Below are 20,861 nucleotides of genomic sequence, written 5' to 3'. Positions count from 1 at the left end.
GATGGTTATTTAAGTATATATTGATCTGAAAATACAACTCCTGCTATAAAGACAGATGATAAAAAATAGTTGATTAGGTTAAATTTTAAATTGTATTTCTGCTCTTTTGATGTTTTTAATAATAATGTAAATAATGTAAAACCAACTAGTAATGGTAATATCCAATATCCGAGTCCTAACCATGCACTAATTCTAGCTTCATCATTTGGATTAAAAATTGAAATTATCATTGCCAGTACTCTGGAATAAAAGGCAAAGAATAAAAATGGATACCAATACTTATTATCTGTTTTCCTTATGATATAAAAAATAATAAAAGCCTGTGTTATCGTAAATATTGGACCAGCTGCACTTACCAATTGTTGATGCCAACCATATTGGTATTCTCCTTCCAGCAAAAATGCAGAATTAAGAGTCATTCCCATCTCATATCCTAAGAGTTTCCCAGTGATGAAGTGAGCAAACTCATGAAAAAAGAAGGAGGATACCACAGCTACGGCTGTAATTAGAATATATTTTATGTTGATTGATGAATTCATTCTAATTTACTTTATAAATCTTATGGTCAATGGATATCGATATCTTTCTCCTTTATTACCTTTTAAAGCAGCTGAAATAATAAAGATGATTTCTAAAAAGAAACCGATCAAAGCGATTACTCCAACAAATGATGCACCTATTAAAGTTCTGAATCCTCCGTCTGTTGAAAAGTTGATGTCAAAACCGTTATGATTGAAAATATCAAATAAGGTAGCGTCTCCAAAAATGTTGAAAATGAAAAATGGAAAAGAGATCATTCCTAAAATGATAGTATATAATAATACACTTAACTGAAAATTAATAGCTTCTTTACCGTGATCATCTATAAAATCTGATTTATCCTTATTGGTGGTCCAAAGAAGGATAGGAATGATAAAATTCCCAAACGGAATGAAGTATTTACTAAATACTCCAAGGTGCATAAAAGTTGCGATGTTATTGTGGTTGTTAGTGGACATTTTTAAAAGTATATAATAGTTTCTTATGCAAATATATATCCAAAAGAAGGTATTATGCAAAACATAGTACCATAATTTAACATAAATTTAAGATTTAGCTTTGTTTTGTATGTCCATTCTTTTTCAATATTTTAGAAGACTTAAATTGTATTTTATGAAGATGACACCAGGAAAAATTAATACCTTCACAATGTTCAAGTTACCTTCTGCATGGCTGTGTGGAGTACGTGTGAAAAAAATTAGTGAATCTAGTTGCACGGTTAGTGTTAAACATAGATGGATGAATCAAAACCCATTTAATTCTATGTTTTGGGCAGTTCAAGGTATGGCTGCAGAAATGAGTACAGGAGCAATGGTTTCTGGGCAAATTTATCAAAGTGGTAAGAAAATATCAATGCTAGTTGCTAATAACAATGCAACGTTTACTAAGAAAGCTACAGGAAGAATAACTTTTGTATGTAATGACGGAGACCTGATTAAAGAGGCTATTCAAAAAACGATTGAAACAGGAGAAGGACAAACTATTTGGATGAAATCAGTGGGAACTAATAAAGAAGGCATAGAAGTTTCGACTTTTAATTTTGAATGGACAATAAAGCTTAAGGCGTAATTATTTAACCTCTGTATTTGTAGAGAATTTAATAAGATTCTAGAGATAGGTTGTAACATTTTTAATAAATCTCTAACTGATAGATAGAGATATTCATTAATCAATAAAATACATTACATACATGACAGCACACGAAATTGACTATACCATTTATGGTGAAGAGATGCAATATGTGGAAATAGAATTAGATCCTCAAGAAGGAGTTATAGCGGAAGCTGGTAGCTTTATGATGATGGATGATGGAATAAAAATGGAAACTATTTTTGGAGATGGCTCCCAAAAGGATCAAGGTTTTATGGGAAAGATCTTTGGAGCAGGAAAGCGTTTACTTACTGGCGAAAGCTTATTTATGACAGCTTTTTATAATGAAGTAGTGGGGAAGAAGCGTGTTAGTTTTGCATCTCCGTATCCTGGAAAAATTATACCAATTGATCTTACAGAATATGGAGGAAAGTTCGTTTGCCAAAAAGATGCATTTCTTTGTGCAGCAAAAGGAGTTTCTGTAGGTATTGAATTTTCTAGAAAATTAGGAAGAGGCTTATTTGGCGGAGAAGGATTCATTATGCAAAAGTTAGAAGGTGATGGAATGGCCTTTGTTCATGCGGGAGGAACTACCGCAAGAAAAGTGTTACAACCAGGTGAAAAGTTAAAAATAGATACGGGTTGTATTATAGGCTTTTCCAAAGGCGTAAATTATGATATTGAACTGGTAGGAGGTATTAAAAATACCATTTTCGGTGGCGAAGGACTGTTTTTTGCCAATCTAACTGGACCAGGAGTAGTATATATCCAATCATTACCATTTAGTAGATTAGCAAATAGAGTATTAGCAGTAGCACCAAGAGCAGTTGGTAAAAGTAGAGGAGAAGGCAGTATTTTAGGAGGTTTAGGCGATTTGTTGGATGGTGATAATAGTTTTTAATAAAGTTAAATAAGGGTTAAAAGGCGGTTTTTTAGTTTAATTTGACTATATTAGACTTAACAACTTTAAAAATGTAAGTATAATCCTACAATTACTTGTATTAAACTAATAACTTAATCCCTTATTAATTTATGGCGAGAGCGATGTTTGATTACACAAAAACTGTACTGAAAAAAGTTAGTTTTGATGTTAATCTATTTACAAAAGAAGTAATAAAAGCACTAAACAGATTACTTCCCCACGAGATTGAAGAATTAAAACTTTGGATTCAATCTTTAGCAGTAAATAAACCAGAGTTAGAACCTTGTTTAATCTATTTAAAATCATAAAGAAAAAAGCGACTTTTTAGTCGCTTTTTATTTTTGAGATAGGGCTTATAATTTCAACATTCTGAAATGTAATAGCTCCTTTTACGACTCCAGCGATAGTTGAATGCAAGGCCTCAATAATTTGCATCTTAAGTTCACTTCTATGATAAATCAAACTTACCTCTCTGGCAGGAGATGGTTCATTGAAGAAATGTAGATTTCCTTTTTCTTTTTCGTTGATATCCAAAGTATGTAAATAAGGGAGTAAAGTCATTCCTAAACCCTCATTAGATAGTTTTACGAGTGTTTCAAAACTTCCACTTTCTAATTGAAAATGATCTTCATCATAGCTTTTTTGAGTCTTACAAAGGTTTACAATACCGTCTCTAAAGCAATGTCCATCTTCTAATAATAACATATCATCAATATCCAAATCTGAGACATCTATTTTTTTCTTTTGATTTAGTCTATGACTAGTTGGAATATAACCTACAAAAGGTTCATAATATAATACACGTTCTTTTATGTTTTCATTCTGTAAAGGAGTTGCAGCGATTGCCGCATCTAAGTGTCCATCATGTAATCGTTCTATAATAGCTTCTGTAGTAAGTTCTTCTATTTTTAATTTTACTTTTGGATATTTTTTAATAAAGTTATGTAGAAACATTGGCAGTAATGTTGGCATCACTGTTGGAATCACACCTAATTTAAATTCTCCTCCTATATATCCTTTTTGTTGATCTACTATATCCTGAATCCGTTCACTTTCATTAACGATATTTCTAGCTTGTTGTACTAGTTTTTTTCCTACTTCGGTTAGTTCGATAGGTTTTTTAGTTCGATCAAAGATTAAAATTGCTAATTCTTCTTCTAGCTTCTGGATTTGCATGCTCAGAGTTGGCTGCGTTACAAAAGTTTTTTCAGCTGCTTTCGTAAAGTTCTGATGCTCAGCAACAGCTAATACATATCGTAGTTGTGTAATGGTCATGGTGTTAATTTAGGTTGACAAAAATAGAAAAGCTATCGATAAAATTTATTAAGGATATGCTAAAAATTTGTTTTTTCTATTGAATTTTTTCACGCAAAATGTTTACCTCTTTTTTTTAAGAAACACTAAACATTGAAAAAACATTACAAATAAAAAATATAAATAATGAAATCAATTACGAAAATTACATTACTATTAGGACTAAGTTTATTCACTTTTTTTACTTCTTGTTCCGAAGAAGATGTTATAGAGGAGCTTACAGGAGGATGTGTGCCTTTATCTGCTGTAGAAGATTATAGTAGAGCCTTAGAGAGATATAATAATGATCCGTCTGTTGAAAATTGCGAAGCTTTTAAAGCGGCTTCGATAGCGTATTTGAATGAATTGGATCAATGTCCTTTAATTGAAGATGCAGATTTAGAGGAAGCATTGCAAGATGCTAGTGAATTGAATTGTGAAGATGCTGGTTAGAAAACCATATATAGCCGAAGGGTTCTGTTGTTTTTATATAACAGAACCCTTTTTTGATTGATGAATATTTATGTATAGTATTATTTAGAATCTGATTTCTAGTTCTAAATCTTCGTTTCCAACTTCAAATTTTGCATCGATCCACATTGGAGGACCAAAACTCATATTGTTATTAGATACTCCGTAACTTTCCTTTGGCATTCCGTTTTCTTCAAAATCCATTCTTTCATTACCGTTAGCATCGTGAACACAAGTGATTCCGTATTCACCTGGAATGATATTGGTAAAAGTAATTGTAGCTATACCATCTTTGATTTCACTTTTAGTAGATTGAATTGGTGCGGCTTTCATAAAAGTTGCTTCGTCATATAATCCGAATAATACAGCTCCGTCAGAACTGGATACATTCGGTACGGTTACAGTAATATTGATTCCTTCAGTATCTTGAGCATTAGTTACAAAGTTGATGGCTGTCATTGTTAAAAATAATACAAGAGTTTTCATAAGAGTTTAGTTTTTTGATTTTTATTATTCTGTTTTGATGATTCAAAAGTCTAAAAATCATGGTACTCATTATAAAGTATCTAACTCAACTGTAGAATTTTACTGATGAAATGTATTTTAGGATTATAGTAATGGAATAAGTTAGGTATTAAACTCACTTATAAATAATGAAAAAGTAAATTAAAACTTTGGAACTACTACTATAATAAGCCTCTTGCTTTGATCTCAAGATATTTATTAATAGTATTTACTGTAAGATCTTCTGGAGATGTTAAAACAGTTTGAATACCATGTCTTTGCAATTCTTTTACCATTATTTTTTTATCATATGCAAATTGCTGAGCAATAGTTTGATCATAAATACCCTGTAGATCTTCTGCTTTTTGATCAATTAACTCATGTAATTCGGTGTTTTCAAAGAAAATGACTACCAAAAGATGTTTTTTTGCTAATGCTTGTAAATAGGGCAGTTGTCTTTTTAACGAAGAAATATGTTCAAAATTTGTATAAAACAGAAGCAGACTTCTATGGTTAATCTGTCTTTTTACATGAGCATATAACAACCCAAAATCAGAATCTAGAAATTGTGTTTTTATATTATATAATGTTTCAGAAACGTTATTTATATAGGTCTTCTTTCTGCTTGCTGGTAAGAAATTGCTAACGGTACTTGAAAATGTAAGCATACCAACTTTGTCATTCTTTTTAAGTGCTATATTAGAAAAAGCTAAGGTGCTATTTACGGCATAATCCAATAGGCTTAGTTCTTTAAATGGCATTTTCATAACACGACTCTCATCAATTATAGAGTAAATCGGTTGTGATTTTTCATCCTGAAATTGATTGATCATGAGGCTTCCATGTTTGGCAGTAGCCTTCCAATTAATGGTTCTTACATCATCACCGACTACATATTCTTTGATCTGCTCAAATTCCATAGTATGACCAATTCGTCTTATTTTTTTTAGTCCGAATTGCGTCAATTTATTATCAATAGCGAGAAAATCATATTTCTTCATTTGGATAAAGGATGGATATACCTTTACCATAGCAGATTTATCAAAGCTATACCTTCTTTTTACCAAATTAATTTTTGTCATCGTATAGATATACAAATAACCAAAAACATATTCTCCACGTTTTACAGGGCGTAATGAATATTCAAAATCAAAAGTAGATTTTGGTGGAATTGTACCTGTTTTTAGGAAATCACGTTTCTGAAATTGTACCGGAATCTCATCGATAATTTCAGTATACGTTGTAAAAGGATAATTATTTTTAATTCTAATTGGGATAMCATTAAAATCACTATTGGAAAACTTTTCTGGGAGTAATCTGTTCGCTTCTATACCATTCTTAGAGTTAAAAAGAATGACGATGTCAAATAAAAATGTAATAATCAATCCCCATAAGGAAAGCCAGGCTATCGGATATAGCACTGTAAACCAATACGACAATAAAAATAGTACTGATATAATGGCGAGTACATAAAATACGAGTGAGCTTATGTATAGAGATTTATAGAATTTAATCACGATTAACGAGGTATTTCTACAGATTGAATGATCATTTCTATGACATCTTCTGTAGTCATTCCTTCCATTTCACGTTCTGGAGATAAGATGATTCGATGTCTCAATACGGGATATAATGCTTTTTTGATATCTTCTGGAGTAACAAAATCACGACCGTTAATAGCGGCAAAGGCTTTGGAAGCATTCATTACTGCAATCGAAGCTCTTGGGGATCCGCCAAGATACAGATGTGGATGCGTTCTTGTTTTGGTAACAATTTCTGCGATATACCCAATGATTTTTTCTTCTATAATTACTTCTTGAGTTTTCTTCTTATACTCCAATAATTTTTCTGGAGTCATTACAGCATTTACTAACTCTAAAGGCTTAGTAGCTTTTCGTTCGTGATGGGTTTTTAGAATATTTATTTCATCTTCCAGAGAAGGATAGTCTACTTTAATTTTAAACAAAAAACGGTCCAACTGGGCTTCTGGTAATGCATATGTACCTTCTTGCTCAATAGGGTTTTGCGTTGCTAATACCATAAAAGGTGGTTCCATTGCATATCGGATTCCATCGATGGTAACCTGTCTTTCCTCCATTACTTCAAACAGCGCCGCTTGTGTTTTTGCAGGAGCACGATTGATCTCATCAATCAATACCATATTTGAAAAAATCGGACCTTTTTTAAACTCGAAATCACTAGTTTTCATATTAAGGACAGATGTTCCTAATACATCACTAGGCATTAAATCAGGTGTGAACTGAATACGATTAAACCCAGTTTCTAATGTTTTAGCAAAAAGTTTTGCAGTAACCGTTTTGGCAATTCCTGGAACTCCTTCTATTAATACATGTCCATTTGATAATAGAGAAACTATCAAAAGTTCTATAAAATCCTGTTGTCCAACAATTACCTTGGCAAGCTCTGATTTTAGCTTCTCTACAGCTTCCTGAAGCTCACTAAGATCAATGCGATTTTCAAAACTAATCTTTTCAGAAGTTGTTTCTGTATGAGATACAGATGCTTCAGCATTAGTTTCAGCAGTATTGTTATCCTGATTCTCAGGAGATGTGTTTTCTAAACCGTCATTTTGTAACTCTTCGTTTTCCATATGATGTTATTTTGGCTCTTTATAATAAGAGTATTCTATCGTTTCTGTTATGATTTATTTTTGAATTCACTAATCATATTATATAATCGTACTACTTCTTCTTTAGTTACGATTCTTTTTCGACTAAGTTCTTCAAAATATTTAAATAATGCTTTCGTATCTTCTATATCGTTATTGCTTCGCGCAGAAATATCTAACAATGTTTTTTCGTCTAGGGTATTTGTAGGTATTCTTAGATGATGATGTACATAATCTAGAAAAAGAAGATTTTGTTTCTCTACAATTTCTTTATGTTTCTCTTTTTCAAAATACATCGCACTTATAGTTCTGGTAAAAGCTAAAGTTTGATTCTTAAGTGGTTCAATAATAGGAATACTTCGTTGTTTTCTTTTTCCTTCAAAAATGACAAAAAGCAAAACTCCTATAATCAAAGAGTAATACGCCCATTTTAAATATCTGTTTTGTAACAGAAAATATAGAGGAGAAGTAATGAATGTTTTACCAGATTTATAATGATTATCCCACAAAATTCTTTTGGTTGGATCTATGTAAGACAGTAGATTCTGAGTATAAATATAATTAGCATCCGTTAACATAAAATAGTTTCCAAATGCTTCAGGGAAAGCATGGAGTAGTATTTCACCATCACCAAAAGATTGTTTGATATAATTTAGTTTTGGTTTCTTTATTTTGAGTGTATCATTATAGAGCTGAGTAACTCCTAACACTGTTGCGTTTAGAGTGTCTATTTCACTAAAATAAGGATTGTATGTATCTCGATCGTAATGATAAGGTTCTTCAACTTTTAGATTTTTATTTACCAATTCTACCATTGGTTGTGTAGAAATATCATCTAGTGAGATTAAATTATCCGTTTCTATGGATAAGGTATCCAAAAGGTTTGCACTAATCGTTTTAGAAGATACAAATAAGGTATTTCCTTTTTCTACCCAACTTAGGATTCGTTCTAATTCACTATCATCAAAACCAATAGATCCATTTACAAAGAAATACGTTCCTGAGATCGTATCATTATCCAATAGAAATTCATAGGGAGGTTGGTTTACATCTCTTAATTTTTTCTCGGTAAATGTTTCTTTAAGAATATTATAAGAGACAAAGGTTCCTAAAGGAATTTTATCGGTTTTAGCATAACTTGGAAACCAATTAATAGGTTCTGGTTCTGTAGCTTCCAGAAAGGTTAGTAGCCCGATTATAGCTACAAGTACTATTATTAATATTTTAGATTTTTTGGTTAACAAATTATACGTTTATGCTATTAGTGATTGATTTGAATTTTTGTTCAGCTTGTCTAAATGATGTTTGATCTATTTCAAAACTTCCATACCAAATAAAATCGTATAATCGGGTAATATTTTGAAACTTTTGCTTCAAAGAAGTATCCTGCAACTCTTTCAAATAATCGGTATTGGTCTTTTGAGATTCCCATGCAATCAATTCTGTATCTGATAACTTTTTTAAAACTGATAGATAATAGTATCGAATTGCTAATCTATAATTATGTTCCTTTAATGCTTGTTCAATTAGATCCTGAATGTTTTGATTTTGAATAATATCTTCATCTTCAGAAAGTATGATTTGAGGAGGTTCTTGCTTTTCAAAAAGCATATCTCGGGGATTTACTTTCATAAATAACCATCCTAGTAAAAATAGTACTCCGATGATAATAATATAAGGAAGCAATTTTAATAGTACTGCCCAGAAGCCTGTTATTTCTCCCGCACCAAAAATCCATTTCAGAAATCGACTCCATAATTGCCCAACCCATCTTTTGAATTGTGTCCAAATATTATCAGGTTCTTCATATTCTGTATAATCAAAATCATCTTCCTCCTTTAACTTTTCAATTTCATCTCTATTAAACTCCTTAATTTCTTTACTACTATCTAGATCATAAATAATTTCTTCATTTTGAGCAGTATCAATACTATCTTGAGTCCAAGCAGAAACAGATATAGATATGAATAGTAAAAGAAAGTAAAGTAGTTTTTTCAAATTATTCAGTTTTACCTAAAGAATCAATTTCCTCGAATGTTCCTGTATGATGTTTTCTTTCGTTTAAGTTAAAATAAATGAAAGCACTTGAAATTGCTGTAAATAGATAGATGATGATATATTGAAGAACAGAAGCTAAAGTATTTAATACTATAAATACCCAATCAATCATAGAAGATGGATCTGCAAATGTTCCTTCTGAAGCAGCAGTAAACGTTTTGAAAAAGGTATACATGATTGCAGGAACAGAAAAAACAATACTAATTATATACGATAATATCCCAATTACGAGAAGTGTTGCAAACGTAATCCACCACTCATTTTTTACCAATTCAAAACTTTCGCCAATAGAATCAAAAACTGAAGCCTTACGGAATACTAAAATTGGAAAGATAAGACTTAGCGGTACATAAAGGTATATTCCTGGTATAATACAAAGAATGAAACCAATCGTTAACATAATTGAGGATAGGATCGAAAGACCAATGATACTTCCTAAATCTTTTTTCACACCAGTAATCACCGTTTGTTCCAAAACGATTCCTTCATTATCCGTATACGCTTTGATATAATGTAAAACCGTTCCAAAAACCAATCCATAAAAGATCAGTATACTGATAATCATGGCAAATGCGGAAATTAAGAATATTCCAGAATTAAACATTGCTATATTACCAGAACCACCACTAAGTGCAAACGGATCCATAAAGTTGGAAGTAGCATGTGTATAAAAAGCAATGGATAATAAAAGAATTACTAAAACAATTCCAGTTGTTTTGAATAATACAGAAAACAGAGGTTTAAAGTTTGTTCTTAAAAAAACGAATACATCCGATAGGATATCTCCTAATTCTCTTTTCTTTTTAAATTGAATGTAATTATTGTTCATCTGTAGAAATTGATTTTGTGTATAATTGTCTTGGGTAGATTACGTAATAAAAAATGATCAAACCTAAAGAGGCTGTAATAACTAAAATAGCTAACCAATCTGGCATTTCAGTATGTCTGGTTACGAAACCTTCAAGAAAACCAGCTATAATAAAAAATGGAATGGTACTGATTACTATTTTTAAACCTGCTTTTACACCTCTTACAAAGGAAGTGAGTCTGGTATATGTTTTTGGAAATAAAATGGAGTTACCTACCACCAAACCAGCACACCCAGCAATAATAATAACAGAGATTTCAATAGTTCCATGAATCCATATGGTACGAGCACTTTCCCATAGCAACCCTTTTTCATAAAAGAAATATTGAAAAGATCCTAGCATAATAAAGTTTTGCATTAGCATATAAATAGTGCCAATTCCAAGCATAATACCTAATATGAAACAGTTTAGAGCTACTCTAATATTATTTATGGTTATTCCTAGAAACATATCGGTTTCTTCCATTTTTTTATAAACTGCCATTGGATCACCATTTTCAATATTTTCTAATGTCATGTTTACATATCCATCTCCAAGAATTGATCTTACAAAAGCTCCATCGGTAGCAGAGGAGTATGCTCCAATTGCTGTAAATAGAACAGAAATTAAAAAAGTGATTAATAATTGTTTTTGATACTTATAAAATTCTAGAGGAAATTCTTTCACCCAAAAAGAATAAAATCGATTTTTTTTCTCTTTTTTGGTCTTGTAAATTTTCTGATGCGCATTTGAAGCTAACCCATTTAGGTAGTTAAATGTCTGGCTATTAGGGTAAAAAGTTCTCGCGTAACTTAGATGATCTGTAATCTCAATATATAGACTAGAAAGTTCATCTGGAGTAATTTGTGCATTATTAAGCAGAACACTTTCAAATTTTAACCATTTATCTTTATTTTGCTTCACAAAAGCCGCCTCACGCATGGATCAAAAATTAGGAGCTTCAAAGAAACATAATTAATGGATAATTTTCAAATAGAAACTGCTCAAAATGTGAGTATTCAGCAAAATGCTGCGGGAATAGGGGAACGTATCTTAGCGTATTTGATTGATTTACTAATCATCATAGCTTATTTTATTGTTGTAATAATGGTTGTAGGAGCATTGGATCTAGAGGTTGCAGAAGAGTGGGCATTTTGGCTGGTAGTAAGCCTTCCTCCGTTTCTTTATTTTTTGATATGGGAAACTTTTTGGGATGGTAAGACTCCAGGGAAAGCTGCCATGAAAATCAAAGTGGTGCGCTTGGATGGATCCAGACCTGCTTTTTCTGGATATTTAATTCGATGGTTACTACGATTAATAGATATTACCTTAGCATCTGGGGGAATAGCAGTAGTTGCAATATTATTTAAAGGTACTGGACAACGACTAGGCGATATGGCTGCCGGTACAACTGTGATTAGTGAAAAACAAAAAGTACGATTTCATCAGACAATTTTGGTAGACATTCCAGAGGATTACATACCAGTGTATCCGCAAGTGACTGTTTTTAGTGATGAAGAAATTCGAAAAATAAAAGGAATTTATCAGGATGCTAAAAGAAATGGGAATCACAATGTTATCCTTAAACTTTCGAATAAAGTAAGTGGTATTATGCAAGTTACACCACAAGAAAAACCTTTTCAATTTGTATCTAAAGTATTGGAAGACTATAATTATTATACACAGAAGTAAGTATATAGAGTATTCAAATATTTTTTGTTTTCATTTTTAGGTAACAATTTTTTATAGTTATTGATATAGTACTATAAATCATTAAAATTTTATAAAATGAAAACTAAGAATTTTAAACATTTACAGTTACACAAAGAAACTATTTCAAGATTAAAAGGGGGATTAGCACATCCCATGGGAGAATACAAGGAGCGTGTAAAATGGTATGTAGGGACAAATAATACTTGTCAATGTGAAACTATTGCAGATCCTTGTTAATAGTAAATCTTATTGACACAAGAATTTCTTAACATGATCCGCTTTTTGCGGATCATTTAAGATAAATAAACCTAATTAACGTTTTCAAGATATTATCGAATCACTTCTGCTTTAATGAATATATTTTCTTTGGGCCATTCACTTCCATCAACAGGAACATTGGAGATTTTATCAGCAACCTTCATTCCTTTCACAACTTTGCCAAATATGGTATGCTCTCCATTTAGATGATGTGCTCCTTGTTTAGCAATTACAATGAAGAATTCGTATGGTGTAGAGCGATTTGATGGATTATCCACCCATTGTTTTGAAAGAGCCACAGATCCTCGATTATGGGTTAATCCCTTTATTGGCTCTTGAGGCAATGTATAATCACCAATATCATGGCGTTTTTGCGCCATTTGTTTTCGATCGCTATTTCCTCCTTGGATTACAAAACCTTTAGCAACACGATAAAAAAAGGTCTCGTCGAAATATTTCTGTTTTACTAAATAAATAAAGTTAGCACGATGGATAGGAGACTCTTTATAAAGTTGAATGTCAATATTTCCAAATTTTGTTTTAATTCGAACTAAAGTTTCTGGATTCTTTTTTCCATAATCCAATAAGAAATCATTCATATTCTCATTGGTAAGTTTAAAAGGTTCTTCAGCTAAAACTTTTGAATTCTTAATATTTTCTTTAGTTTCTGATGTTAGACCGCTTTTTTGTTGATTTGTTTCTTTAGTTGAAACGTTTTTTTCATTTTTGACAATATGCTCTTTAGTTTTTTTAGAATGTGTATCTTCACAACTACAGAAAATTGAAAAAATAATACAACTACCTACTAAAATTATTCTGGTAAATGACATTCGAAACGTTTAAAAGTTTGATTCCAAAAATACAGAAAATGTCAGTACCTGGAGAATCTTCTCACTTTATAATGGCTCCCGAAGTTAGGAAACAAGAGTTATATAAAATTAAAATAGAAGAACGAAACCCCAGGAATGCAGCTGTTCTAATGCTTTTTTATCCTAAAGAACATCAAACGTATCTGGCTTTGATACTAAGACCCACTTATGAAGGAGTACATTCTGGACAAGTAGCATTGCCAGGAGGAAAAGTAGAAACTTCTGATCACAGTTATAAAGATGCGGCATTACGAGAAACTTGGGAAGAAATCGGAGTAACTACGGATAGTGTTGAAGTACTTAAGTCATTAACTAAAGTTTATATTCCACCTTCTAATTTTTGGGTACATCCTTTTTTAGGATATACTTCAGAATTACCCAGTTTTGTGCCTCAGGAAGAAGAAGTCGACAAAGTAATCGAAGTATCCTTATCACAATTATTAGATGATCACTATGTGATTTCTAAAAAATTATCAACTTCTTATGCTGAAAATATCGAAGTACCATCCTTTGAATTAAATGGTTACGTAGTTTGGGGTGCAACAGCAATGATGTTAAGTGAACTTAAAATGCTCTTAAAATCTGCGTTAGAACCCTGATTTTGTATATTTGGCACCTGATTTCTTCTTAATATTTAGAAGAATTTAACTGAATTCATATCTATTATGTAATTAATTGTATTTAGTTTTAAATGTAACTAATTAAGAATCAGTCATTGTTTATATGCTGACAATTAATAGTAGATATCTAGTAAATAAAATATTTTTATGGGATTATTTAAAAGAAATCCTTTTGGTCATATATTATTTTTAAAAACTTGGCTCATTAGAATTATGGGAGCGATGACACACAGACGTTATCGCGGTTTTAATGAATTACAAATAGAAGGAAGTGAAGTTTTTAAGGACCTTCCTGATAATAACGTTCTTTTTGTATCGAATCACCAAACCTACTTTGCTGATGTTGTGGCAATGTTTCATGTTTTCAATGCTAGTTTAAGTGGTCGTACAGATTCTATAAAAAACATAGGATACCTTTGGAAACCTAAATTAAATCTATATTACGTTGCTGCAAAAGAAACCATGAATGCAGGCTTATTAGCTAGAATATTAGCTTATGCTGGAGCAATAACGGTAGAAAGAACTTGGAGAGAGAAAGGAAAAGAGATCAATCGACAGGTAAAAATGAGCGATATTACTAATATTAAAAGAGCACTCGAAGATGGTTGGGTCATCACTTTTCCGCAAGGAACAACCAAACCCTTTAAACCTATCAGAAAAGGTACTGCACATATTATCAGGCAATATAAGCCTATTGTAATTCCTATTGTTATTGATGGATTTAGAAGATCTTTCGACAAAAAAGGTATCAGGATCAAAAAACGAGGAATTTTACAATCTATGGTTATTAAAGAACCATTGAAGATTGATTATGAAAATGATTCTATTGACGATATTGTTGGTAAATTAGAGTTTGCAATAGAACAACATCCATCTTTCCTTAAGGTAATTCCACAGGCAGAATTAGAAGCCGAAGAAGAATTGAACAAAAAAAGACAGTGGGAGTATTAAAAAAAAACTAACAATTTTAGTTAGTAGACAGATTTACATTTGCAATAATTCTTACAGTTTTTAGAAGTAAATTGAATAATGTTAGGAATACTATCCTGCAACAATTACTTTATGGAATTTGTATGAGCAATTCTTTTCTATTGTAAATTCTATTATGATAGATTGTTCAGAAATCTGATCAGCTTCTCCTTTTTCTTTGTATAGAGAACAATTGTTTATTTGAATTACTACAAATTTGTTTTGCTCATCATATCTAAGAAAAATTTCATCCTCACATTCATCTTCTTTTATATGTTCTAAATCCCAATTTCTATGTAAATAATAGGTTTTAGAAAATGCATATCCATCTTCATCTATATTCACATTATGGATGTCAATATTTTTTGTAAAGTCTCTTAGTTCTTTTGAAAACACTTTATATCTACCCATAAAATCAAGAGAACTACGTTTAAATTCTAGTTGTATTTTTTTGACTACTTTTTTAAAACAATCAGCGGGTTCATCAGTTGCGTGATCTGCAATAACTTTGCGTTGTGTTTCTACTTTTTTAATGAGTTCAATATTTTGTTTTTCAATATCCGAAAGTACAACCTCTGCTTGTACGTTAGGTTGATACCATTCTTTCTTTAAAAAATAATCATTGAGGATCTCATCTTTGAATACATATCCTTTTCTTGCAAATATTTCATTTCGTAAAAGCCTTAATTCGATAGCTGTTTTTCCTTGTAGTTGTTCTACCGTTATAAGAGATTCGCTAATATTTCCTAAAGACTGAGTTGAACTAGCAGTTTTATTTTCCTGTTGTGTACAACAGGATAGGAGCATTATAACGATATAAAGAAGAGGTTTTCTCATGGTGTAATGATTGCTTAACGTTGGTAAGAGCAAAATATGATATTACATTCAATTTTTCTATGAAATACCTAAAATCTCCCGAAAAGATAATTACTCATGTTTAGATAGTCAAATAACCATGAAACCTATAGAATATTTATTAATTAGTTATACTGCTTGTTTTTTCGATTGTTAGATATTTTATTAATCCATGTCCTTGAGATTTCCAAGTTCCAATCATCTTTTCAGGAATTACAAAGAAGTCACCACTATAAAAAGTTGTTTCGGTATTGTCTGATGTCTTTATGGTGACCATACCCGATAACAATTGGATCAACATTTCTTTTGCATCTTTTATTTTTGATTGAGAAGGCTCTTCCGCTTTTAAGCTAATTGTTAATTCTACACCTTTTCGTAAGGTTTGAGTAAACTTACGATTCTTATCTAATTCAATATGTGCACCAGACAAGACAGGTTTATCAAATAATTCGTGTTCAAGATTTTCCGAAATAATTGTTGAATCAGCTCTTTTGGTGGTGATTACTGATAGTTCATAATGAAGGTTTTTGCCAGCTTTTATTTCCCATTCACCTGTATACCCTTTTGGAGCAAAAAAGTAATCATTAGAGTGAAATAATTGGGCTTTTCCATGTTGAGGTTTGATAATAGCTTCTCCATGATACATATATATGAATTCGTCAAACCAAAAGTTTTCGAATTTATTATTCCAAGTTTCCGTTGAAACTACATAAATACTGATGTCATTGCCACGATATAAACGTTTTTGATAAAAATCTTTTTCTGGTTCATCCTTTAAATCTATTTTTTCTAGACCAACTCCTGATAAAACTGATTTATCCAAAAGAATAGGATTTTTAACCTTGTCTTGTCCTGTTGCTATTGTTGATAAGAAGCCCAACAATAGTATAGTAAATGTTCTTTTGTCCATTGTATTTATAAAGTTTAAGAATTGTGTATACGAATATGAAACTTTATAGTATACAGAGGTTTACTTTGAAGAAAAGAAAAGTACCGTTTTCTAAATCAGGAGTTATTTTTGATAAATTCTTTGGGAGTCATTCCTACTTCAGCTCTAAAAACCTTAAAAAATGTTGTTTTGGAGCCAAATCCAGCTTCTTGACCAATAGCTTCAATAGTTAGTCTTGTTTCTGAAGCAAGCATTTTTTTAGCTTCTCTTACCCTAAGTTGATTGATAAAAGAAGTAAAACTTAGTTGAAGATTATCATTTAGAATTTGAGAAAGCATATGTGGTTGAATTTCTAATTCATCTGCTAACTCTTTTACCTTTAAGTTTTGTTTTTTATACAATTGACGATCGACAACACATTGTTTGATTTCAAGAATTAGTTTCTCAGCAGTTTTATCTTCGATTTTCCTATTTCGATATTTACTGCTTCTCCTATTATTTGCAAAAAAAACTAAAATTGTTAGATAAATAATGATAGTAGCACCTATCGGTCCAATGATATAGCTAGTGAATAATGAAATAGAAAAGGATAGACACAATAAGGTGAACGCTGTTAAAATTATCAGTTTGTTATAGATCTTTTGTTTTGCTCTATGTTTTTTATACAATTGGAGCCATGATGCAATAATATATATAGTTAATATTCCATGAATGATGTAGCGTATCGTATGATCCCATAAGAGAAAAAAAGAGGAGAACGGGATCGCTATACTAAAGATGACAAGTATAGTTACAACCGAAAAGAAATGGATAAAATCTTTAGGTTTTATATGCTTACTGCTAATAAAAATATATAAACTTACACCCATAAGTAAGTTGGACAACAAACCAATTTGAATAAGTATTGGCGCGATCTTACCTTGAAAAAAATAAAAACAAGAAATTCCAACTCTAGCAGTTACGAATAATAGAAATATTGCTAGAAATAGATAAGGCTTAAATGTTTTATATCTCAAGAACAGATATATAGATATACATAACGTATTAAAAATCCCTAAAGCACTAAAGAAGAATAAAATTTCATTTTGCATCTTCAAAATAGGTCTATCATTATATGAATACAAGAAGTTTATTTAAGTAATTAACTTCGAATAAAAATAGGGAATTATATTTTTCAAAATGATGCGTTCAAAAAAACTATAATACTAAAATAGCATCTAAACTTAAATGATAAGTGCTGATGCTATTTAAAATATGATGCTTATTTTATTTTCTAAATTATGAGTTCCAAATCTCCAGAAACTACACTTATATGGCAACAATCGGTACTTACGGTATACATACTGCTAATAACTTCTTGACCATTCATAAAACCACTAAATCGGAGTTCCACTTCTTCATTTGTACCGAATGAGTTATCATCTACTAGTGGATATCGACCTTGTTGTACGGCATTTTCAAGTTCGGTTGGAGTTAATGAAACAGTTATATTTTGACCATTATCCGAATTAATTACTTCAAAAGCGTCAAGTACTATTGGGTTTTGATTTTCATCGGTTATCAAAACAGAAAATGTTCTAAATTCTAAGGTACAAATCGTCTCATCACAATCATCATCTTCATCACAGGAGATATAAACACTTGTCAATAGCAAGGATAATACTATTGGGATTAATTTAAAAGGTTTGCTCATTTTGTTGTTTTTTAATTAGATGTAAAAAGCTAAAAATGGTTGCGTAGAAGTTCGGGTTGGTAATAATTTTGGATGTTAAAGGTAACCAGATCCTATATCATTTATGTTAGCTGGCTAACATTTCTCTGAAAACCAGTTTGTTAAAGCTTTCTAGATAAACTGTTAATGTTCTTATAAAGTCTGTAAAGTTTGCTTTAGGGTTGAAATCATGTTGAGTAAGGTTTAACTGTTTGATTATAAGTATTTTGATTTGTTTTTGAGTGCTTTTGTGTTTTTTGAAGAAGGACGACAATCATCTGTTAGGGCTGTAAGTAAGCAGAAATCAAAGCGTACCAAATTATAGTCAAGAATTTTTAAGATTAACGTACTTCCTTTCTTGATAATTACATCATATTCGGCCGAATAGACAGTAGATAAAAAATGAATACATGTTTTACTATTTGTATGGATGTTATTCAACACGTAACGTAAACATAGACTTAAACTCAAAAAAGAATAAAATGAAAAATCTAAAATTAAGCTTATCTGCGCTTTTGGCCGTTGCACTTCTTGTTACCTCATGTAATGATGATGATGACTTTGTATCTGATGGTGGTGGAGGAGAGCCTGATGCATTTGTAGGAGCGGTATACGCTATGACAAATGGTAATGGTCAGATATCCGGGATCGTACAAGGAGCTAATACTATTGTTTCTTATGGAAGAAATGCAGACGGAACTCTTACACCAATTGGTCCTGTATCTACAGGAGGAAATGGAGGAGACTTTGATGGAGGAGAAGGATTAGACCCATTGATTTCTGCATATGCGCTTACCAAAACTGATGATAATGAAAACCTGTTAGCTGTTAATGCTGGTAGTAATACAATAACTTCTTTTAATATTCAGGATGACTTCTCTTTAGAAATGGCAGGTACCCCACAGCCTACAGGAGCAGAAGGTCCTAATAGTATTGCTTATACTGCAAGTAATGCAGATGGTGTAAAAGGAATTGTATATGTGTCTAATATTTCCAGAACAGAATTTTTAGGAGAAGGAGAACCAGGACAGCAAGGAACTGTAACAGGATTTTGGTTATTAGAAGATGGAACCTTATCTCCAATTGCCGGTTCAACAAGAAATTTGGCAAACAGACCTTCTGCGGTTCAATTTTCTCCAGATGGAAATTGGCTAGTAGTAGCTTCTATAAACTCTGGAGCTGCGGCCTTAGCATCGGGTAGCGAAGATGAAATTGTAGTATATGGTGTAAATAACGATGGAACCTTATCTGCAAATCAAGTAGCTGGAGCTACATCCACTTTAAGAGATAATGTAGAAGGAAGAAACCTGCCATCTGCTATAGGATTTCAGATTGTTGGCAATAATTATGTAGTAGTAACTGAGGCGAGAGAGTTTCAACCAGATGGAACGCCACCAGCTTTCCCAGCTTTACAAGATGGATCCGTTTCTACTTGGCAAATTCAAGGAGATGGAAGCTTAAACCCTATTAGTTTAGATGTTAGATCTGGCGAAGGAAATACAGGAAGAACAGCTTGTTGGTTAGACTTTACTGCAGATGGAAATACCTTCTTTGTATCCAATGCAATTGAAGCAGGATTGGCATCATTTAGCTTTAATAATGGAGTAGTAACCTTATTAGATCAAGTAGCTGCACAAGGAGTAGGAGCTACAGGGAATACTACAGATCCAGGAGCGGCATTCGGAACGACCGAAGGATGGATCGATATGTGGATCTCCGATGATGGGCAATACTTATACCAATTATACGGATTAGACGGAACTATTGGAATTTATAGAGTGAATGGACAATCCTTAGAATTCATCGGCGAAGAATCCGGAAACTTACCAGACACCAATACACAAGGAATTGTGGCGATATAAAAATTAAATTGTTTGTTTTAGTAATTATTATTTTTCCTAAAACCCCAAAAGATGAGTTGTCTTTTGGGGTTTTGTTTTAATTCATACATCAAAAAGGATGCTTACATAATCTGGCAATATCCCCAAAAGCAAAAGAATTCTTCGTGTTCAAATCCTGGGATTCCATTTAAGGAACTACAATCTGAATGACTACGACATTGCATTCCAGTATTACCTCCATTGATTGTTTTTTGCTCCTTTTTATTTAAAATCAGAGCCCCTTTTACTTGCATTAATTTTTTCATTTCTTTAAAATTGATAGTTATAAGATGACCACAAACATTTTAAGACAGTTGTGGTTTCTGTCTGGTTGGATTACACCTAATCGATTAGTTGTTAAATAGTATTTGAGTAATGGTTTCCTCTAATTAGGAAAATGAACATATGGAGAGTGTAACCAAGTTTCCGTTGATCATTCGTTCTACTCCGCAACTTCCTGAACAGCAATCGCTATCATCCTGACATTTTCTTGCTACATTTTGGCATCCATATATACCTCCATGAATTGATTTTTGATGCTTTTTTTTAAGAATAGTCACTCCTGTAGTGTTTAAAATATTTTTAAGCATGATGAGATGTTTTAGATACCTACTCTAGTATAAGGTTTTCGGTTACCCCTTATCAAAATGAAGCCAGAAAGCTATTTTGATTCAGATACCAAAGTAATAGGGGATCAACCGCTTAAAAAAACAAGTATTGGCTATTTTAAACAAAATAGTCAT

26 protein-coding genes are annotated in these 20,861 nt (G+C 31.7%); 9 read left to right on the top strand and 17 right to left on the bottom strand.

Going from position 1 to position 20,861, the window contains the following annotated elements:
* Nucleotides 1-5: 5 nt before the first annotated feature.
* Nucleotides 6-539, bottom strand: coding sequence for a hypothetical protein (locus tag GBO31_RS10745; protein WP_219008344.1), 534 nt, complete (start codon nt 537-539; stop codon nt 6-8).
* Between the two features lie 6 nt (nt 540-545).
* Complete coding sequence (locus GBO31_RS10740) at nt 546-998, bottom strand: DUF4870 domain-containing protein (RefSeq protein WP_219008343.1); 453 nt, start codon at nt 996-998, stop codon at nt 546-548.
* Between the two features lie 154 nt (nt 999-1,152).
* Between GBO31_RS10740 and GBO31_RS10735 the strand changes: the two genes are divergently transcribed.
* The 3 genes from GBO31_RS10735 (at nt 1,153) to GBO31_RS27005 (ending at nt 2,859) form a co-directional block, all read left to right on the top strand.
* The gene (locus GBO31_RS10735; protein ID WP_219008342.1) at nt 1,153-1,608 is read left to right on the top strand and encodes a DUF4442 domain-containing protein; all 456 of its coding nucleotides are present in this window, start codon (nt 1,153-1,155) and stop codon (nt 1,606-1,608) included.
* Between the two features lie 121 nt (nt 1,609-1,729).
* On the top strand, nt 1,730-2,530 hold the full coding sequence (locus tag GBO31_RS10730; RefSeq protein WP_219008341.1) for a TIGR00266 family protein: 801 nt from the start codon (nt 1,730-1,732) through the stop codon (nt 2,528-2,530).
* A gap of 131 nt (nt 2,531-2,661) precedes the next feature.
* A complete protein-coding gene (locus GBO31_RS27005) occupies nt 2,662-2,859 on the top strand; it encodes a hypothetical protein (protein WP_246615842.1) in 198 nt (65 codons plus the stop codon).
* A gap of 16 nt (nt 2,860-2,875) precedes the next feature.
* Here the strand turns inward: GBO31_RS27005 and GBO31_RS10725 are convergent, their stop codons facing one another.
* Nucleotides 2,876-3,826, bottom strand: coding sequence for a LysR family transcriptional regulator (locus GBO31_RS10725; RefSeq protein ID WP_219008340.1), 951 nt, complete (start codon nt 3,824-3,826; stop codon nt 2,876-2,878).
* A 165-nt stretch (nt 3,827-3,991) separates the two neighbouring features.
* Here GBO31_RS10725 and GBO31_RS10720 point away from each other — a divergent pair, with 165 nt between their 5' ends.
* On the top strand, nt 3,992-4,297 hold the full coding sequence (locus GBO31_RS10720; RefSeq protein ID WP_219008339.1) for a hypothetical protein: 306 nt from the start codon (nt 3,992-3,994) through the stop codon (nt 4,295-4,297).
* 84 nt (nt 4,298-4,381) lie between these two features.
* Here GBO31_RS10720 and GBO31_RS10715 read toward each other — a convergent pair whose 3' ends face one another.
* The 7 genes from GBO31_RS10715 to GBO31_RS10685 form a co-directional block, all read right to left on the bottom strand.
* Nucleotides 4,382-4,801, bottom strand: coding sequence for a DUF2141 domain-containing protein (locus GBO31_RS10715; protein WP_219008338.1), 420 nt, complete (start codon nt 4,799-4,801; stop codon nt 4,382-4,384).
* A 200-nt stretch (nt 4,802-5,001) separates the two neighbouring features.
* The gene (locus GBO31_RS10710; RefSeq protein ID WP_219008352.1) at nt 5,002-6,333 is read right to left on the bottom strand and encodes a DUF58 domain-containing protein; all 1,332 of its coding nucleotides are present in this window, start codon (nt 6,331-6,333) and stop codon (nt 5,002-5,004) included.
* A gap of 5 nt (nt 6,334-6,338) precedes the next feature.
* Nucleotides 6,339-7,430 (bottom strand): AAA family ATPase, encoded by a 1,092-nt coding sequence (locus tag GBO31_RS10705; RefSeq protein ID WP_219008337.1) that lies wholly within the window; start codon nt 7,428-7,430, stop codon nt 6,339-6,341.
* A gap of 47 nt (nt 7,431-7,477) precedes the next feature.
* Nucleotides 7,478-8,692, bottom strand: coding sequence for a DUF4350 domain-containing protein (locus tag GBO31_RS10700; RefSeq protein ID WP_219008336.1), 1,215 nt, complete (start codon nt 8,690-8,692; stop codon nt 7,478-7,480).
* 1 nt (nt 8,693) lies between these two features.
* Entirely contained in the window at nt 8,694-9,446 is a 753-nt protein-coding gene (locus GBO31_RS10695; RefSeq protein ID WP_219008335.1) for a DUF4129 domain-containing protein, read from the bottom strand.
* A 1-nt stretch (nt 9,447) separates the two neighbouring features.
* Nucleotides 9,448-10,335, bottom strand: a complete 888-nt coding sequence (locus GBO31_RS10690) for a hypothetical protein (RefSeq protein WP_219008334.1) — start codon at nt 10,333-10,335, stop codon at nt 9,448-9,450.
* Nucleotides 10,325-11,296: a stage II sporulation protein M gene (locus tag GBO31_RS10685; RefSeq protein ID WP_219008333.1), complete on the bottom strand. Its 972-nt coding sequence runs from the start codon at nt 11,294-11,296 to the stop codon at nt 10,325-10,327. The genes GBO31_RS10690 and GBO31_RS10685 overlap by 11 nt, the downstream gene beginning before the upstream one ends.
* A 36-nt stretch (nt 11,297-11,332) precedes the next feature.
* Between GBO31_RS10685 and GBO31_RS10680 the strand changes: the two genes are divergently transcribed.
* Together GBO31_RS10680 and GBO31_RS10675 are read left to right on the top strand one after the other, a co-directional pair.
* On the top strand, nt 11,333-12,046 hold the full coding sequence (locus GBO31_RS10680; RefSeq protein ID WP_219008332.1) for an RDD family protein: 714 nt from the start codon (nt 11,333-11,335) through the stop codon (nt 12,044-12,046).
* A gap of 96 nt (nt 12,047-12,142) precedes the next feature.
* Nucleotides 12,143-12,304 carry a hypothetical protein gene (locus GBO31_RS10675; RefSeq protein WP_219008331.1) on the top strand — a complete coding sequence of 54 codons (162 nt, stop codon included), beginning with the start codon at nt 12,143-12,145 and terminating at the stop codon, nt 12,302-12,304.
* Between the two features lie 92 nt (nt 12,305-12,396).
* Here the strand turns inward: GBO31_RS10675 and GBO31_RS10670 are convergent, their stop codons facing one another.
* Nucleotides 12,397-13,155, bottom strand: coding sequence for a peptidylprolyl isomerase (locus GBO31_RS10670; protein WP_219008330.1), 759 nt, complete (start codon nt 13,153-13,155; stop codon nt 12,397-12,399).
* Nucleotides 13,156-13,193: 38 nt separating this feature from the next.
* On the opposite strand from GBO31_RS10670, the gene GBO31_RS10665 reads away from it, so the two are divergent.
* Together GBO31_RS10665 and GBO31_RS10660 are read left to right on the top strand one after the other, a co-directional pair.
* Nucleotides 13,194-13,793, top strand: coding sequence for an NUDIX hydrolase (locus tag GBO31_RS10665; RefSeq protein WP_343211306.1), 600 nt, complete (start codon nt 13,194-13,196; stop codon nt 13,791-13,793).
* Nucleotides 13,794-13,961: 168 nt separating this feature from the next.
* Nucleotides 13,962-14,765, top strand: a complete 804-nt coding sequence (locus tag GBO31_RS10660; protein WP_219008328.1) for a lysophospholipid acyltransferase family protein — start codon at nt 13,962-13,964, stop codon at nt 14,763-14,765.
* Between the two features lie 90 nt (nt 14,766-14,855).
* Here GBO31_RS10660 and GBO31_RS10655 read toward each other — a convergent pair whose 3' ends face one another.
* From GBO31_RS10655 to GBO31_RS10640, 4 genes are all read right to left on the bottom strand, one after another.
* The gene (locus GBO31_RS10655) at nt 14,856-15,620 is read right to left on the bottom strand and encodes a YARHG domain-containing protein (protein ID WP_219008327.1); all 765 of its coding nucleotides are present in this window, start codon (nt 15,618-15,620) and stop codon (nt 14,856-14,858) included.
* A gap of 139 nt (nt 15,621-15,759) precedes the next feature.
* Nucleotides 15,760-16,548: a cupin domain-containing protein gene (locus GBO31_RS10650; protein ID WP_219008326.1), complete on the bottom strand. Its 789-nt coding sequence runs from the start codon at nt 16,546-16,548 to the stop codon at nt 15,760-15,762.
* A gap of 95 nt (nt 16,549-16,643) precedes the next feature.
* A complete protein-coding gene (locus GBO31_RS10645; protein ID WP_219008325.1) occupies nt 16,644-17,618 on the bottom strand; it encodes an AraC family transcriptional regulator in 975 nt (324 codons plus the stop codon).
* Nucleotides 17,619-17,800: 182 nt separating this feature from the next.
* Entirely contained in the window at nt 17,801-18,220 is a 420-nt protein-coding gene (locus GBO31_RS10640) for a hypothetical protein (RefSeq protein ID WP_219008324.1), read from the bottom strand.
* Between the two features lie 500 nt (nt 18,221-18,720).
* Here GBO31_RS10640 and GBO31_RS10635 point away from each other — a divergent pair, with 500 nt between their 5' ends.
* The gene (locus GBO31_RS10635) at nt 18,721-20,100 is read left to right on the top strand and encodes a lactonase family protein (RefSeq protein WP_219008323.1); all 1,380 of its coding nucleotides are present in this window, start codon (nt 18,721-18,723) and stop codon (nt 20,098-20,100) included.
* A 101-nt stretch (nt 20,101-20,201) separates the two neighbouring features.
* On the opposite strand, the gene GBO31_RS10630 is transcribed toward GBO31_RS10635, so the two are convergent.
* Nucleotides 20,202-20,384 (bottom strand): hypothetical protein, encoded by a 183-nt coding sequence (locus GBO31_RS10630; protein ID WP_219008322.1) that lies wholly within the window; start codon nt 20,382-20,384, stop codon nt 20,202-20,204.
* A gap of 123 nt (nt 20,385-20,507) precedes the next feature.
* On the bottom strand, nt 20,508-20,708 hold the full coding sequence (locus tag GBO31_RS10625; protein ID WP_219008321.1) for a hypothetical protein: 201 nt from the start codon (nt 20,706-20,708) through the stop codon (nt 20,508-20,510).
* Nucleotides 20,709-20,861: the final 153 nt, after the last annotated feature.

Origin of the sequence: Aquimarina litoralis, assembly GCF_019295435.1 — a bacterium.
GTDB lineage: Bacteria > Bacteroidota > Bacteroidia > Flavobacteriales > Flavobacteriaceae > Aquimarina > Aquimarina litoralis_A.
The sequence above is the reverse complement of the archived record's forward strand: the minus strand, read 5'-3'. Positions and strand labels throughout refer to the sequence as shown.

Excerpts from the sequence above, each read along its gene's own strand:
- GBO31_RS10735 (WP_219008342.1), top strand. The coding sequence starts at position 1,153 with ATGAAGATGACACCAGGAAAAATTAATACCTTCACAATGTTCAAGTTA.
- GBO31_RS10680 (WP_219008332.1), top strand. The coding sequence starts at position 11,333 with ATGGATAATTTTCAAATAGAAACTGCTCAAAATGTGAGTATTCAGCAA.
- GBO31_RS10690 (WP_219008334.1), bottom strand. The coding sequence starts at position 10,335 with ATGAACAATAATTACATTCAATTTAAAAAGAAAAGAGAATTAGGAGAT.
- GBO31_RS10720 (WP_219008339.1), top strand. The coding sequence starts at position 3,992 with ATGAAATCAATTACGAAAATTACATTACTATTAGGACTAAGTTTATTC.
- GBO31_RS10655 (WP_219008327.1), bottom strand. The coding sequence starts at position 15,620 with ATGAGAAAACCTCTTCTTTATATCGTTATAATGCTCCTATCCTGTTGT.
- GBO31_RS10730 (WP_219008341.1), top strand. The coding sequence starts at position 1,730 with ATGACAGCACACGAAATTGACTATACCATTTATGGTGAAGAGATGCAA.
- GBO31_RS10635 (WP_219008323.1), top strand. The coding sequence starts at position 18,721 with ATGAAAAATCTAAAATTAAGCTTATCTGCGCTTTTGGCCGTTGCACTT.
- GBO31_RS10705 (WP_219008337.1), bottom strand. The coding sequence starts at position 7,430 with ATGGAAAACGAAGAGTTACAAAATGACGGTTTAGAAAACACATCTCCT.
- GBO31_RS10630 (WP_219008322.1), bottom strand. The coding sequence starts at position 20,384 with ATGAAAAAATTAATGCAAGTAAAAGGGGCTCTGATTTTAAATAAAAAG.
- GBO31_RS10645 (WP_219008325.1), bottom strand. The coding sequence starts at position 17,618 with ATGCAAAATGAAATTTTATTCTTCTTTAGTGCTTTAGGGATTTTTAAT.
- GBO31_RS10640 (WP_219008324.1), bottom strand. The coding sequence starts at position 18,220 with ATGAGCAAACCTTTTAAATTAATCCCAATAGTATTATCCTTGCTATTG.
- GBO31_RS10675 (WP_219008331.1), top strand. The coding sequence starts at position 12,143 with ATGAAAACTAAGAATTTTAAACATTTACAGTTACACAAAGAAACTATT.
- GBO31_RS10740 (WP_219008343.1), bottom strand. The coding sequence starts at position 998 with ATGTCCACTAACAACCACAATAACATCGCAACTTTTATGCACCTTGGA.
- GBO31_RS10625 (WP_219008321.1), bottom strand. The coding sequence starts at position 20,708 with ATGCTTAAAAATATTTTAAACACTACAGGAGTGACTATTCTTAAAAAA.
- GBO31_RS10650 (WP_219008326.1), bottom strand. The coding sequence starts at position 16,548 with ATGGACAAAAGAACATTTACTATACTATTGTTGGGCTTCTTATCAACA.
- GBO31_RS10670 (WP_219008330.1), bottom strand. The coding sequence starts at position 13,155 with ATGTCATTTACCAGAATAATTTTAGTAGGTAGTTGTATTATTTTTTCA.
- GBO31_RS10725 (WP_219008340.1), bottom strand. The coding sequence starts at position 3,826 with ATGACCATTACACAACTACGATATGTATTAGCTGTTGCTGAGCATCAG.
- GBO31_RS10745 (WP_219008344.1), bottom strand. The coding sequence starts at position 539 with ATGAATTCATCAATCAACATAAAATATATTCTAATTACAGCCGTAGCT.
- GBO31_RS27005 (WP_246615842.1), top strand. The coding sequence starts at position 2,662 with ATGGCGAGAGCGATGTTTGATTACACAAAAACTGTACTGAAAAAAGTT.
- GBO31_RS10665 (WP_343211306.1), top strand. The coding sequence starts at position 13,194 with ATGTCAGTACCTGGAGAATCTTCTCACTTTATAATGGCTCCCGAAGTT.
- GBO31_RS10685 (WP_219008333.1), bottom strand. The coding sequence starts at position 11,296 with ATGCGTGAGGCGGCTTTTGTGAAGCAAAATAAAGATAAATGGTTAAAA.
- GBO31_RS10715 (WP_219008338.1), bottom strand. The coding sequence starts at position 4,801 with ATGAAAACTCTTGTATTATTTTTAACAATGACAGCCATCAACTTTGTA.
- GBO31_RS10660 (WP_219008328.1), top strand. The coding sequence starts at position 13,962 with ATGGGATTATTTAAAAGAAATCCTTTTGGTCATATATTATTTTTAAAA.